The sequence below is a fragment of the Streptomyces sp. BK239 genome, from assembly GCF_004217285.1.
In the GTDB taxonomy this organism is placed as follows: domain Bacteria; phylum Actinomycetota; class Actinomycetes; order Streptomycetales; family Streptomycetaceae; genus Streptomyces.
Map to the genome: position 1 here is coordinate 94,144 of NZ_SHKS01000004.1, position 11,886 is coordinate 106,029.

Consider the following 11,886-nt stretch of genomic DNA (forward strand, 5'->3'; position numbering starts at 1 on the left):
GAGGCGTGGGGGCGCGGTCACCGCCGTCGGCGCCGGTTCCGGACGATCCGGCCGCCCCTCCGCGTCACCTTCATCGACCGCACCCCGCGCGGATCACGCCGCCCACCGCGCCCCCTCCCCGGTCGGGGCCTCCAGGCTCGTCACGAAACTCTTCAGCCAGGCGATGAACTCCGGGCCCAGGTCCGGGCGGTCGCAGGCCAGGCGGACCACCGTGCGGAGGTAGTCGGCCTTGTCCCCGGTGTCGTAGCGGCGGCCCGAGAAGAGCACGCCGTGGACCGTGCCGGCGGCGGCCAGCTCCTGGAGCGCGTCGGTCAGCTGGATCTCGCCGCCCCGGCCGGGCGCGGTGCGCTCCAGGACGCCGAAGACGGCCGGGTCGAGGACGTAGCGCCCGATGACCGCGTACCGGCTCGGCGCGTCCTCGCGGGCGGGTTTCTCGACGAGGCCGGTGACGCGTACGACGTCGTCCTCACCGGAAACCTCCACCGCCGCGCAGCCGTAGAGGTGCACCTGCTCCGGGGGAACCTCCATCAGTGCGACCACGCTGCCGGCGTGCCGCTCCCGAACCTCCAGCATCCGGCTGAGCAGCGTCTCGCGCGGGTCGATGAGGTCGTCGCCGAGGAGCACGGCGAACGGCTGGTCGCCGACGTGATGGCGGGCGCACAGCACCGCGTGCCCGAGGCCGAGCGGATCGCCCTGCCGGATGTGGTGGATGTCCGCGAGGCGGGCCGGATTGCGCACCGCGTCCAACCGGACGGTGTCGCCCTTGGCGGCGAGGGCCTGCTCCAGTTCGAAGGCCTGGTCGAAGTGGTCCTCGATGGCCCGCTTGTGCCGACCTGTGACCATCAGCACATCGTCCAGCCCGGCCGCGGCGGCCTCCTCGACGACGTACTGGATGGCCGGCTTGTCGACGACCGGGAGCATCTCCTTGGGGGTCGCCTTCGTCGCGGGCAGGAAGCGGGTGCCCAGTCCGGCGGCGGGGACGACCGCCTTGCGCACGGCGCGGGCGGCACGGCCGGGTGCGGGCCCGGCGGACGGCGCGGACGAGGCCGGTGGCGCTGACGGTTCGGACGGCGCGGACGAGGCCGTGGGGGAGCGGTGGGCAACGTTCATGCCGATCAGGCTGGCCCGTGCCGATGAGAGTTCCCCCGGAGTCACATCAGAGGTTCCTGTGGGACGGGGTGCGCGCCGCCCGGCTTTCGGCGGGAACGAGCCGACCTCGCGCGTCGGCCTCCGCGGTCCGAACCAATTTCGAAAACCGGTACGGATACCGCCGGTAACTTATCGAAAAGGCCTGCACTTTGAAGTCGCGTCACTCGAACTTCTTGTTTCCTGTGATGCCTGTGTGCGAAGGTGAGCCTCCCCCGCGGGCCGGTCCGTTCGGCGTACCACAACTCGGTCGGGTGGGAGAGCAATTCACGTGCCGCTCGTCGGCCAGGAAGGAAAAGCGTCGCGTGCCGTCCGCCAACCCCCCACGTCCGCCCTTTCCGCCCCGCCCCGGGCACACCCCCGGGGATTCCGACCGGGATCTCGCCGCGCGGCTGGGCACAGCGGGCAACGCGCGCGCCGTCGCCCTGCTCCTCATCCGGCACTGGCAGGCGGCCCACGACTACGCCACCGTCTGCCTGGCCGGCCACGAAGACTCGGCGCGCCTCGTGGCCGCCGCCGCGTTCCACGAGGTGTTCGGCATGGCGGCGGGCGGCCGCCCCGGCGGCGCGCTGCGCCCCCAACTCCTCGTCGCCGTACGGAACACCGTGCGCGACTGGGCCGGCAAGGACGCGATGGTCGACATGCTGCCGGAGTTGCGCAAACCCGTCGGCGCTCGCGGACTGCGGGCCGCGCGGCCCGGGACGCCCGAAAGGCGACAACTCACCGAGCACGCTTTCCGTTCCCTTCCCACCGCATCCCAATACCTCTTGTGGCATACGGAAGTTGAGGCGGAACCCATAACCATACCGGCTGGTCTGCTGGGTGTCGACGCGGCCACCGCGCAGACCGGTCTGGAGCGGGCGCGCATGCAATTCCATGCCGCCTGCGTACGCGCCCACCGGGAACTCGCGCCGTCGGCCGAATGCCACTTCCACAACCGGCTCCTCGACGTTCCGCCGCACGACGGCGGCACCTTGCTCCCCGATGCTCGCGAGCACCTTGCCGATTGCCGTCACTGCCGGCACACCGCCGAACAACTCAGCCATTTCGAGGACGCGTTGGACATCCTGCTGGCTGAGACCGTCCTCGGCTGGGGCGCCCGCCGCTACCTCGAATCCCGCCCCGGACGAGCCACCGCCGCCGAGACCCCGGCCCTGCCCGCACCGGTACGCCCCGCCGACGGTGGGCGCCATCACCGCACCACGTCGGACGGCGTGCTCGTCCTGCCGGGCAGGCGTCGCCGCGCCGCCCTCGCCGGCGTCGGCCTGACCGCCGTCGCCCTGCTCGCGACCGTGTTCGTGACCAACGGCCCGGCCGGTGACGGCCACGGCGGTCCCAACCCCCGCGTCACCTGGGGCGCGCCCGCCGGCGGGCCCGGCGTCCGGGAGTTCGCCGCCGAGGCCGACGGCGGCAGGGGGCCCGCGGCCGAGGCCGACGGCGCCAGGGAGTTCCCGGGCGTCGCCCACCAGCCCGCCGGTTCCTCGTCGACCGACTCGCCGGCTTCCTCCGTCCCTCGCGTCGCCGCGGTCGCCCACGGCAGGCTGCGCAGCGCGGCCACCGGCCTGTGCCTGGACACCGAGGGCGGTCTGACCACGGCCGGCACGCCGGCCGTCCTCGCGACCTGCTCGTCCGCCGCCTCCCAGCGGTGGTCCTACGGGGCCGACGGACTGCTGCGCAGCGCCGCCGCCCCCGTCCTCTGCCTCACCGCCGACCTCGGCCGGGGGAGGGCCGCCCTGTCCGGCTGTGCGGCCGGCACCGGGGAGGCCCTGTTCGACCTGACCGCCCGCGGGGAGCTTCTGCTGCGGCGCGACGGCGGCGTCCTGGCGACCGGTGCGGGTACCGGCGCGGGAGGCGCGAGGACGTACGTCGCCGTCATGAAGCGGGACGGCTCCGTGGGGCAGCGGTGGGTCTTCGACGCCGGCGAAGCGCAGACGACGCCGGTCCCGGGCGGCGGGACCACGGCGCAGCCGCCCTCGACGGCCGCCCCGCAACGACAGGAGCCGCCTGCACGCCCGTCGTCCCCCGGCGACGACGCCCCGGCCACCCCGGCGGCACCCGTCTCGCCCGACCCTGACGTCATCCCCGGCCACGGCGGGCGGTTCGCCCAGGTGGACTGCTGCCGGACGCTTGACCCGAAGCCGACCCCGGACCCCCGCTCCGAGCCGGCCCCGCCGGGCGCCGTACCGGGCGGCGTCGTCGTGGACCGCGTTCCGCGCGTCGGCGCGCTCGCCCTTGTGCCGCCGGACGCCCCGGGGAGCGCGCGGCTCACGAGGGCGACCTCGGCTTTCGGCCACTGACGCGTCACACCGCGCACAAGGACGGGTGGGTACGGCCGGGTGACCCGGTAGGCTTCCCGGCGTGCGCCCGCTCAGGCGCGCGCCGGGAATGCGGGGTCGTCAGTCGTGGATCACGCAGGGTCGTAGGTCGCAGATGGGGAGGAACCGGCGGTGCACGTCCAGGAGTGGCTAGAGGCCGTACCCCCGGTCGCCATCTATGCGCTGGTGGGCCTGGTCATCGGGCTGGAGAGCCTCGGCATCCCGTTGCCGGGCGAGATCATCCTCGTCTCCTCAGCGCTGCTCGCCTCCCAGAACGGCGAGATCAACCCGGTGATCCTCGGCGCCTGCGCCGTCGCCGGGGCCGTGATCGGCGACTCCGTCGGCTACGCGATCGGCCGCAAGGGCGGCCGCCCGCTGCTGGCCTGGCTCGGCGGGAAGTTCCCCCGCCACTTCGGCGAGGCGCACATCGCCACAGCGGAACGGTCCTTCGAGAAGTGGGGCATGTGGGCCGTCTTCTTCGGCCGATTCATCGCCCTGCTGCGCATCTTCGCGGGACCGCTCGCGGGCGTGCTGCGGATGCCGTACTGGAAGTTCCTCATCGCCAACGTCCTGGGCGGGATCGTCTGGGCGGGCGGCACGACGGCCGTCATCTACTACGTCGGCGTCGTCGCCGAGGCGTGGCTGAAGCGGTTCTCCTGGCTGGGACTGGTCGCGGCCGTCCTCATCGGCCTGACCTCGATGCTCGTGCTCAAGCGCAAGGCCAAGAAGATGCAGGGCACCACCGCAGAGGAAGCGGGCACGGAGGCGGAGCCGGTCGGGGCCACCGAGTAGCCGGCAGCCCGGGCCCGCCTCCCCGGGGCGTGTCTACTCGTGCACCTTCCGGTGCGCGCCCGCCAGCTCCGCGTACAGGGTTCCGTTGAGGGTGACACCCTGCCGTTCCTCCTCCGTGAGCTCCCGCTTGACCTTCGCGGGCACTCCCGCCACCAGGGAGCCCGGCGGCACCTCCATCCCCTGCGGGACCAGCGCCTGCGCGGCGACCAGCGACCCGGCCCCGATCACCGCGCCGTTCAGCACGGTCGCGCCCATGCCGATGAGGCAGTCGTCGCCGACGGTCGCCCCGTGGACCACCGCGTTGTGCCCCACGGACACCCGCTCGCCGATCGTCACGGGGAACCCCGGGTCCGCGTGCAGCGTGCAGTTGTCCTGAATGTTGCTCTGCGCGCCGACGGAGATCGACTCGACGTCCCCGCGCACCACCGCGCCGTACCAGACGCTCGCGCCCGCCTCCAGCGTCACGCCGCCGATCACCGAGGCCGTCGGCGCCACGAACGCCTCCCCGTGGATCTCCGGTTCCCTGCCGCCGATGCCCGTGATCAGCGCCTTGTGCGTCATCACCGTCTCCTGTCCGTCCGCGGTACACCGGCACCGTACGCCACCCGGTGGGGTGAAGATCACAGGCCCGGGGCGTCACCGCCTCGTCGCGCGCTGAGTACGGTGTCCGGGTGCCGAAGCGCAAGAACACGTTCTCATCCTGGCGGCGCCGCCTGGGGCAGCGGGCCGTCCACGCGGGCTGGGCCTGGGTGCAGCGCACCGGCTCCGTCACCGCCGAGCACCCCGGCCGCCTCCGCTTCGGCGCGATCGGCGCGGCCACCCGGCTCGCCTTCCCGCTGGGCACGGTCTTCGGCGAGCCGTGGATCCACCTCGGCTCGCACTGCATCGTCGGCGAGCAGGTCACGCTGACGGCCGGTCTGATGCCCGACCTGGACCTCGGCCCCGACCCGATCCTGCGCATCGGCGACGGCGTGGTGCTCGGCCGCGGCAGCCACATCATCGCCGACACCACGGTCACCATCGGCAGCGATTGCTACTTCGGCCCCTACGTCTACGTCACGTCCACCAACCACTCCTACGACGACCCGCACGAACCCATCGGCAAGCAGTGGCCCCGGATGGAGTCCGTGGAGATAGGCCCCGGCTGCTGGATCGGCACCGGGGCGGTGATCCTGCCCGGCGCGCGGATCGGGCGGAACGTCGTCGTGGCGGCCGGCGCGGTGGTACGCGGCACGGTGCCCGACCACGCCGTGGTCGCGGGCGCCCCCGCCCGGGTCGTACGGCGCTGGACTCCCTCCGAGGGCTGGCAGCCGCCGCTGCGCACCCCGGCGCCGGTGCCGATCCCGGACGGGGTGACGTCCGAACAGCTGGTCGCGCTGTCCGGGCTCGACGAGGAGTCGGCGGCGCGGCTGGCGGAGCTGGAGCCGGAGCGCTGACCGGCCCGCGGTCACGACACCGCGCCCCGGCGCACCCGGCCGCCCGGGTCGCCACGCAGTACAGTTCCTTGCACGAGCGAGTGCGACGCACAGCCGGGCGGCCGGTGAACCCCGCCCGTGGGTCCCGTGAGCGGGACCCCGTAAGTGGAACCCCGAGCATGGACGGAACGTGTCGGACCTCGACCTGCTGACCCAGTCCCTGGCGCGCAACGTCAAGCGCTGGCGCGCCGAGCGCGGCTTCACCCTCGACACGCTCGCCGCCCGCGCGGGTGTCAGCCGGGGCATGCTGATCCAGATCGAGCAGGCCCGCACCAACCCCAGCCTCGGCACCGTCGTCAAGATCGGTGACGCGCTCGGCGTCAGCATCACCACCCTGCTCGACTACGAGCAGGGCCCGAAGGTGCGCGTCGTCCCTGCCGACCAGGTCGTCCGGCTGTGGCACACCGACGCGGGCAGCTACAGCCGCCTGCTCGCCGGCACCGAGGCGCCCGGCCCGCTGGAGATGTGGGAGTGGCGGCTGATGCCGGGCGAGAGCAGCGGCTCCGACCCGCATCCGACGGGCACGGTGGAGATCGTCCACGTGACGGCGGGCGAGCTGACCCTCACCGTCGAGGGCGACGAGTACCGCGTCCCGGCCGGCGCGAGCGCCACCTTCGACGCCGACGCGCCCCACACGTACGGCAACCGGGGCGAGACCCCGACGGAGCTGGTGCTGACCGTGTCCGTGCCGCCGGTGCGCTGAGCGACCGCACGACGCACAGCACGTCGTGACGGATCGTCAGGAAGCCGCGTGGTGGGCCAGTTCGAGGTGCGGGTCCGCCTCGCCGGGCGCAGCCGCCGGGTCGGCGTGGATCAAGGCGGCCGTCAGACGGGGCACGGCGTGCAGCAACGCGTGCTCGGCGTCCACGGCGATCGCGTGCGCCTGACGTGCCGTCACCTCGCCGTCCACGACCACCGTCACCTCCGCGCGCAACCGGTGCCCGATCCAGCGCAGCCGCAGCTCGCCCACCTCGCGCACCCCCGCGACCGCACGCAGCGCCCCCTCGGCCCGGTCCACCAACGCCGGGTCGACGGCGTCCATCATCCGCCGGAACACCTCCCGCGCCGCGTCCCGCAGCACCAGCGCGATGGCCGCGGTGATCGCCAGCCCGACGACGGGGTCCGCGAATCGCCACCCCAGCGCCGAGCCTCCGGCGCCCAGCAGCACGGCCAGCGAGGTGAAGCCGTCGGCGCGCGCGTGCAGGCCGTCCGCGACCAGCGCCGCCGAGCCGATCGCCCGGCCGACGCGGATGCGGTAGCGGGCCACCCACTCGTTGCCCGCGAACCCGGCCAGCGCGGCGACCGCCACCGCCGGCAGGTGCTCGACGGGCCGGGGGTCGAGGAGCCGCTCGACGGCCGTCCAACCGGCGAAGACCGCCGAGGCGGCGATGACCAGCACGATCACGAGGCCCGCCAGGTCCTCCGCCCGGCCGTAGCCGTAGGTGAACCGTCGTGTGGCCGCCCGGCGTCCCAGCACGAACGCGATCCCGAGCGGGACCGCGGTGAGGGCGTCGGCGGCGTTGTGCACCGTGTCGCCGAGCAGCGCGACCGACCCCGAGACCGCGACGACGACCGCCTGCGCGAGCGCGGTCACGCCGAGCACCGCCAGCGAGACCCACAGCGCGCGCAGGCCCCGTGAGGAGGTCTCCAGCGCCGCGTCCAGCTTGTCGGCGCTCTCATGGGAGTGCCGGTGCCAGGGTGTGTGCGGGTGGGCGTGCTGGTGCGTGTGGCCGTGTTCATGCGGGTGCCCGTGCCCGTGCCCGTGCCCGTGTCCGTGCTCAGGCGAATGCCGGTGTCCGCGGCCGTGTCCGTGCCCGTGCTCAGGCGAATGCTGGTGCCCGTGCCCGTGCCCGTGCCCATGTCCGTGCCCGTGGCCGCTTGTGTGCCGCTCGCTCACCTCGGTCCCCTTCCGGTGCTCGGGGTGGACTCATGCCCGTCCCCAGCGCCATTATGTGCGTATGAGCGCACGCATGCACCTGTCAGCTGCACACCATGCGCATCCGCGCACCCCCGGCGAGGAGCAGTTCGCCCTCGCCGCCGAACTCCTCGCGCTGCTCGGCGACCGCACCCGGCTCGCCCTGCTGCACGCCCTGACCTCGGGCGAGGCGGACGTGACGACGCTGACCGAGGCGTGTGGGGCGGCCCGGCCGGCGGTCAGCCAGCATCTGGCGCGGCTGCGGCTGACGGGGCTGGTGACCACCCGCAAGGAGGGGCGGAGGGTGGTCTACTCGCTGCGCGACGGCCACCTGCGCCGCCTGGTGGACGAGGCGCTGAACGTCGCCGACCACCGGCTCGGCGGGGAGCCGGTGCACGACTGAGCGACGACTGCTTGACAGTGACCGTATCGTTTATCGATGGTATCGACAATCGATATGGGCGCTGCGACGTGCAGGGGGGACCATGAGCGCGAAGTCCTGGTGGAGCCGGTGGAGCCGCACCGACAGCCGCTTGCTGGAGGCCGCTCTCGGCCTGGCCGCACTGCTGGCCGGTGTCTTCGAAGTGCTGCTCCCGGCCCTCGGCGTGGTCGGCCTCACCGAGCCGGTCGACACCCGCGAGGTCGAGACCGACACCGCGACCCTGATGCCGGGCGAGGTTGCCCAAGCGGCTGCCGGCCAGGGCGTGACCCTCACCGGCCTCCGCGAGGCCGACCTCGTCTTCACCGATCCCGACCTGGGCGAGCGGCTGCTGCTGGCGCTCCCGCAGATCATCGGCGGCCTTTTCCTGCTGCTCATCCTTGCCCTGCTGTTCCAGCTGGCCAGGACCCTTCGCGACGGCGACGTCTTCGTGCCGAGGAACGCCCGCCGCCTGAGCGTCGTGGGACTCGTGGTGCTGGCGCAGGCGGTGCTCGCCCCGGCGCTGTCGGCGCTCACCACGGAGATGCTGGTCGGCGGCACCCCCACGGGCGACCGGATCCCGTTCTCGGCCGCCTTCAGCGGAGGGTACGTCCTGCTCGCCTTGCTCATCCTGGCCCTGGGCGAGGTCTTCCGACGCGGCACGAAGCTGCGCGCCGACGTCGAGGGGCTGGTCTGATGCCGCCGGAGGAGGGGCACCGGGTCGAGGTCCACCTGGACCGCCTGCTGGCCGAGCGCGGCATGACCCTGTCCGAACTGGCGACCAGGGTCGGGGTGACGGTGGCCAACCTCTCCGTCCTGAAAAACGGCCGGGCGAAGGCGATCCGCTTCTCCACCCTCACCGCGATCTGCCACGAACTCCACTGCCAGCCGGGCGACTTGCTCAGCGTCCGCGAGGCCTGACCCTGACCTCGATCACGTCACCGACGCCGAACAGGGCATCAGGGGCGGGTCAGGCGGGGGATCTCGATCGCCGGGCAGCGGTCCATCACCATCTCCAGGCCCGCCGCGCGCGTGCGGTCGTAGGCGGACTCGTCCACGACGCCCAGCTGGAACCACACCGCCTTCGCGCCCTTGGCGACCGCCTCGTCCGCGACCGCTCCCGCGAGGTCGCTGTTGACGAACACGTCGACGACGTCCACCTCGAAGGGGATGTCCGCGAGGGAGGCGTAGCCCTGCTCGCCGTGCACCGTCTCCGCCTTGGGGTGCACCGGGACGACCCGCTTGCCGAAGCGCTGGAGCACCTCGGCGACCCCGTAGGCCGCGCGCCGGGAGTTCGAGGACAGGCCCACCACCGCCCAGGTGTCGCCCAGTTCGGTGAGGATCTTGCGGACGGTTGCCTCGTCGCCGTACACGGGCGGCCTCCTGGAGCTTGTGTGTGCTTGCGCTGTCTGCCGATGAGGGTGCTCGCCTGGACAACAGCGGACACGCGGCACGCATTCCGCGCCGTCGGCCTGCGGGCGAGCCGTCGGCCGCCTACGCTCGGCCCGTGCTGCGCATCAACGACGCCCGAACCGGCGAGTACGTCACCGCCGCCCCCGCCCGCCGTGGACTGACCCGTGTCCAGGCCCACGCCTCGGGCGACGACACGGGCGCGTTGCGTGTCCTGCTCGTCGCCGACGTGCTCGTCCGTGCCCTGGAACTCGGCGGCACGCCCGTGCTGGCCACGCTCACCGCCGGCGGAGAGGCGGCGAAGCTGCGGGCGGCCGCCGCGGCCCTCGGCATCCGGCCCTTCGAGGAGGGGCGGAGCCCCCGGGACGGCGTGGGCGGGGCGCAGGCCCTGCACGTGGTGAGAGCGGGCGCCGAGACGCCCGACGGCGTCAGGATCGGCGTGGGGCCGGTGCTCACCCCCGCCTCGGCGTCGCGGGACGCCGACCCCGCCGTCCTCCGCCTCGCCCTGCTCTCCCACCGCCACGGCGAGCCCGTCGCCCTCGACGAGACGGCGCTTGGCACGGCCCGCGACACCCTCGTCCGCTGGCGCGGCGCGGTCGCCGACTGGGCGCGGCGGCCCTCGCGCCCGGTCCCCGAAGAGGTGCGCGGACGGCTTCGGGCCGCCTGGGAGGACGACCTCGACGTGCCCGAGGTGCTGCGCACACTGCGCCGCGTGGAGGAGGCGGGCCCTCAACTCCCTGACGGGGCCCGCTTCGAGACCTACGCCTACGCCGACCGCCTCCTGGGCCTGGAGCTCACCCGCGACCTGGGCTCGCCGTCATGAACGCGAGGGCGGAGGGGGCCGGCGTGGAGCCGAGCGCCGAGAGCCCGGCCGTGCCCGGCGTCGTGCCGCTGCGGCGGCTGGTGGTGATGCGGCACGCCAAGTCGGCCTGGCCGGAGGGGACGCCCGACCACGAGAGGCCGCTGGCGCCGCGCGGACTCCGGGACGCGCCGGCCGCCGGCCGCGCGCTCGCCAGGGCGGGCCGGATCCCCGACCTCGCGGTGTGCTCCACCGCCGAGCGCGCCCGCCGCACCTGGGAACTGGCCTCGGCCGAGTGGCGGACCGCGACGCCGGTCCGCCACGAACCCCGGCTGTACGCGGCCGACGCCGCCGACCTGCTGGAGGTCGCCCGAGAGACGCCGCCCGAGGTGGGAACCCTGCTGCTGGTGGGGCACAACCCCGGGCTGGAGGAGCTGATCCTCGCCCTGGCAGCCGAGGGCGTCGACGACACCCTCACCGGGGTCCGCACGAAGTTCCCGACCTCCGCGATCGCCATCCTGGACTGGCACGGCCTCACCTGGCAGACCTTGTCCCCCCACGCAGCTCTCCTCTCCGCGTTCACCGTCCCCAGAGGACCCGACCGTGCCTGACCTCGACCACCGCGACGCCGTCCGCAGGCAGTGCGCCCGACACCCGGTACTGGCCGGTCTGGTCGGGGGCGGGCTCTGGGCCTTCGCGTTCTGGGTGTTCTCGCCCGCTGAGACCGGTGACCTCATGCTCGCCTTCACCGCCTTCACAGCCCTCTTCACGCTCACCGCACTCAACGAACGCCGGCGCCGCAGGCGCTTCGGCCTGACACTGTGACGCGCGATACGTCCCCTGCGTGCCGCCGCCGGTCCGTGCGCGGAGCGCACCCGTTCCGCCGGCTCGTCCGTGCCCACCGTCTACCCTGGCCGGATGCAGGACGAGTACCGCACCGTCGCCCGTGCCGGCGTGCATGAGATCGAGGTCAACCGGTCCCGGTTTCTCTGTGCGCTCGGGGCGGTGGCCGACGAGCGGGAGGCTCAGGACTTCGTCGCGGCCGTTCGCAAGGAGCACGCCGACGCCAGTCACAACTGCTGGGCCTACGTCATCGGCGCCGACGCCGGGATCCAGAAGGCGAGCGACGACGGCGAACCCGGCGGCACCGCCGGTGTGCCCATGCTCCAGATGCTGCTGCGCCGCGACATGCGGTACGTCGTCGCCGTCGTCACCCGCTACTACGGCGGCGTCAAGCTCGGCGCCGGCGGACTCATCCGCGCGTACGGCGGCGCCGTCGGCGAGGCCCTGGACGTCCTCGGCACCCGCACCCGCCGCCGCTTCCGCCTCGCCACCGTCACCGTGGACCACCAGCGCGCCGGCAAGCTCCAGAACGACCTGCACGCCACGCGTCGCGAGGTCCGCGACGTCCGCTACGGCGAGGCGGTCACGATCGAGATCGGCCTGCCGGACGCCGACGTGGACGCCTTCCGCCACTGGCTCGCCGACGCGACGGCGGGGACGGCCGGGCTCGAGCTGGGCGGGGAGGCGTACGGGGACGTCTGACGATTCCGTGTGGCCGATATGATGACGCGATACGGGAGTAACCGCCCGTGATGTCACACCCGGCCGTTAGT

General features: G+C 73.7%; 15 protein-coding genes. 11 read left to right on the forward strand and 4 right to left on the reverse strand.

The features are described from left to right. Positions 1-93: 93 nt before the first annotated feature. Positions 94-1,110 carry a UTP--glucose-1-phosphate uridylyltransferase GalU gene (galU, locus tag EV567_RS13965; RefSeq protein ID WP_242620800.1) on the reverse strand — a complete coding sequence of 339 codons (1,017 nt, stop codon included), beginning with the start codon at positions 1,108-1,110 and terminating at the stop codon, positions 94-96. Positions 1,111-1,451: 341 nt separating this feature from the next. Between galU and EV567_RS13970 the strand changes: the two genes are divergently transcribed. Both EV567_RS13970 and EV567_RS13975 read left to right on the forward strand, forming a co-directional pair. After that, on the forward strand, positions 1,452-3,443 hold the full coding sequence (locus tag EV567_RS13970) for a ricin-type beta-trefoil lectin domain protein (RefSeq protein ID WP_130439795.1): 1,992 nt from the start codon (positions 1,452-1,454) through the stop codon (positions 3,441-3,443). 150 nt (positions 3,444-3,593) lie between these two features. Next, the gene (locus EV567_RS13975) at positions 3,594-4,253 is read left to right on the forward strand and encodes a DedA family protein (RefSeq protein ID WP_130439797.1); all 660 of its coding nucleotides are present in this window, start codon (positions 3,594-3,596) and stop codon (positions 4,251-4,253) included. Positions 4,254-4,286: 33 nt separating this feature from the next. Here the strand turns inward: EV567_RS13975 and EV567_RS13980 are convergent, their stop codons facing one another. Continuing rightward, a complete protein-coding gene (locus tag EV567_RS13980; protein WP_130439799.1) occupies positions 4,287-4,814 on the reverse strand; it encodes a gamma carbonic anhydrase family protein in 528 nt (175 codons plus the stop codon). A gap of 110 nt (positions 4,815-4,924) precedes the next feature. Here EV567_RS13980 and EV567_RS13985 point away from each other — a divergent pair, with 110 nt between their 5' ends. Together EV567_RS13985 and EV567_RS13990 are read left to right on the forward strand one after the other, a co-directional pair. After that, the gene (locus tag EV567_RS13985) at positions 4,925-5,689 is read left to right on the forward strand and encodes an acyltransferase (protein WP_130439801.1); all 765 of its coding nucleotides are present in this window, start codon (positions 4,925-4,927) and stop codon (positions 5,687-5,689) included. 169 nt (positions 5,690-5,858) lie between these two features. Further along, positions 5,859-6,431: a helix-turn-helix domain-containing protein gene (locus EV567_RS13990; protein WP_130439803.1), complete on the forward strand. Its 573-nt coding sequence runs from the start codon at positions 5,859-5,861 to the stop codon at positions 6,429-6,431. 36 nt (positions 6,432-6,467) lie between these two features. Here EV567_RS13990 and EV567_RS13995 read toward each other — a convergent pair whose 3' ends face one another. Then, positions 6,468-7,625, reverse strand: a complete 1,158-nt coding sequence (locus tag EV567_RS13995) for a cation diffusion facilitator family transporter (RefSeq protein WP_207228771.1) — start codon at positions 7,623-7,625, stop codon at positions 6,468-6,470. A gap of 61 nt (positions 7,626-7,686) precedes the next feature. Here EV567_RS13995 and EV567_RS14000 point away from each other — a divergent pair, with 61 nt between their 5' ends. The 3 genes from EV567_RS14000 to EV567_RS14010 all read left to right on the forward strand — a co-directional run bounded on the left by EV567_RS14000 (position 7,687) and on the right by EV567_RS14010 (position 8,982). Beyond that, the gene (locus tag EV567_RS14000; RefSeq protein WP_165430376.1) at positions 7,687-8,046 is read left to right on the forward strand and encodes a metalloregulator ArsR/SmtB family transcription factor; all 360 of its coding nucleotides are present in this window, start codon (positions 7,687-7,689) and stop codon (positions 8,044-8,046) included. Positions 8,047-8,128: 82 nt separating this feature from the next. Continuing rightward, on the forward strand, positions 8,129-8,758 hold the full coding sequence (locus tag EV567_RS14005; protein ID WP_130439805.1) for a DUF2975 domain-containing protein: 630 nt from the start codon (positions 8,129-8,131) through the stop codon (positions 8,756-8,758). After that, complete coding sequence (locus tag EV567_RS14010) at positions 8,758-8,982, forward strand: helix-turn-helix transcriptional regulator (RefSeq protein WP_130439807.1); 225 nt, start codon at positions 8,758-8,760, stop codon at positions 8,980-8,982. Before EV567_RS14005 ends, EV567_RS14010 begins: the two co-directional genes overlap by 1 nt. A 38-nt stretch (positions 8,983-9,020) precedes the next feature. Here EV567_RS14010 and EV567_RS14015 read toward each other — a convergent pair whose 3' ends face one another. Further along, a complete protein-coding gene (locus tag EV567_RS14015) occupies positions 9,021-9,434 on the reverse strand; it encodes a CoA-binding protein (RefSeq protein ID WP_130439809.1) in 414 nt (137 codons plus the stop codon). 134 nt (positions 9,435-9,568) lie between these two features. On the opposite strand from EV567_RS14015, the gene EV567_RS14020 reads away from it, so the two are divergent. The 4 genes from EV567_RS14020 (at position 9,569) to EV567_RS14035 (ending at position 11,815) form a co-directional block, all read left to right on the forward strand. Next, complete coding sequence (locus EV567_RS14020) at positions 9,569-10,294, forward strand: hypothetical protein (protein WP_130439811.1); 726 nt, start codon at positions 9,569-9,571, stop codon at positions 10,292-10,294. Continuing rightward, on the forward strand, positions 10,291-10,881 hold the full coding sequence (locus tag EV567_RS14025; protein WP_130439813.1) for a histidine phosphatase family protein: 591 nt from the start codon (positions 10,291-10,293) through the stop codon (positions 10,879-10,881). The genes EV567_RS14020 and EV567_RS14025 overlap by 4 nt, the downstream gene beginning before the upstream one ends. Beyond that, entirely contained in the window at positions 10,874-11,095 is a 222-nt protein-coding gene (locus tag EV567_RS14030) for a hypothetical protein (protein WP_130439815.1), read from the forward strand. The genes EV567_RS14025 and EV567_RS14030 overlap by 8 nt, the downstream gene beginning before the upstream one ends. Before the next feature lie 93 nt (positions 11,096-11,188). Next, on the forward strand, positions 11,189-11,815 hold the full coding sequence (locus tag EV567_RS14035; RefSeq protein ID WP_130439817.1) for a YigZ family protein: 627 nt from the start codon (positions 11,189-11,191) through the stop codon (positions 11,813-11,815). Positions 11,816-11,886 lie beyond the last annotated feature (71 nt).

What these genes read in the sequence shown, in the direction of transcription:
- EV567_RS14000 (WP_165430376.1), top strand. Translation starts at nt 7,687, where the DNA reads ATGAGCGCACGCATGCACCTGTCAGCTGCACACCATGCGCATCCGCGC.
- EV567_RS14035 (WP_130439817.1), top strand. Translation starts at nt 11,189, where the DNA reads ATGCAGGACGAGTACCGCACCGTCGCCCGTGCCGGCGTGCATGAGATC.
- EV567_RS14005 (WP_130439805.1), top strand. Translation starts at nt 8,129, where the DNA reads ATGAGCGCGAAGTCCTGGTGGAGCCGGTGGAGCCGCACCGACAGCCGC.
- galU (WP_242620800.1), bottom strand. Translation starts at nt 1,110, where the DNA reads ATGAACGTTGCCCACCGCTCCCCCACGGCCTCGTCCGCGCCGTCCGAA.
- EV567_RS14010 (WP_130439807.1), top strand. Translation starts at nt 8,758, where the DNA reads ATGCCGCCGGAGGAGGGGCACCGGGTCGAGGTCCACCTGGACCGCCTG.
- EV567_RS13980 (WP_130439799.1), bottom strand. Translation starts at nt 4,814, where the DNA reads ATGACGCACAAGGCGCTGATCACGGGCATCGGCGGCAGGGAACCGGAG.
- EV567_RS14025 (WP_130439813.1), top strand. Translation starts at nt 10,291, where the DNA reads ATGAACGCGAGGGCGGAGGGGGCCGGCGTGGAGCCGAGCGCCGAGAGC.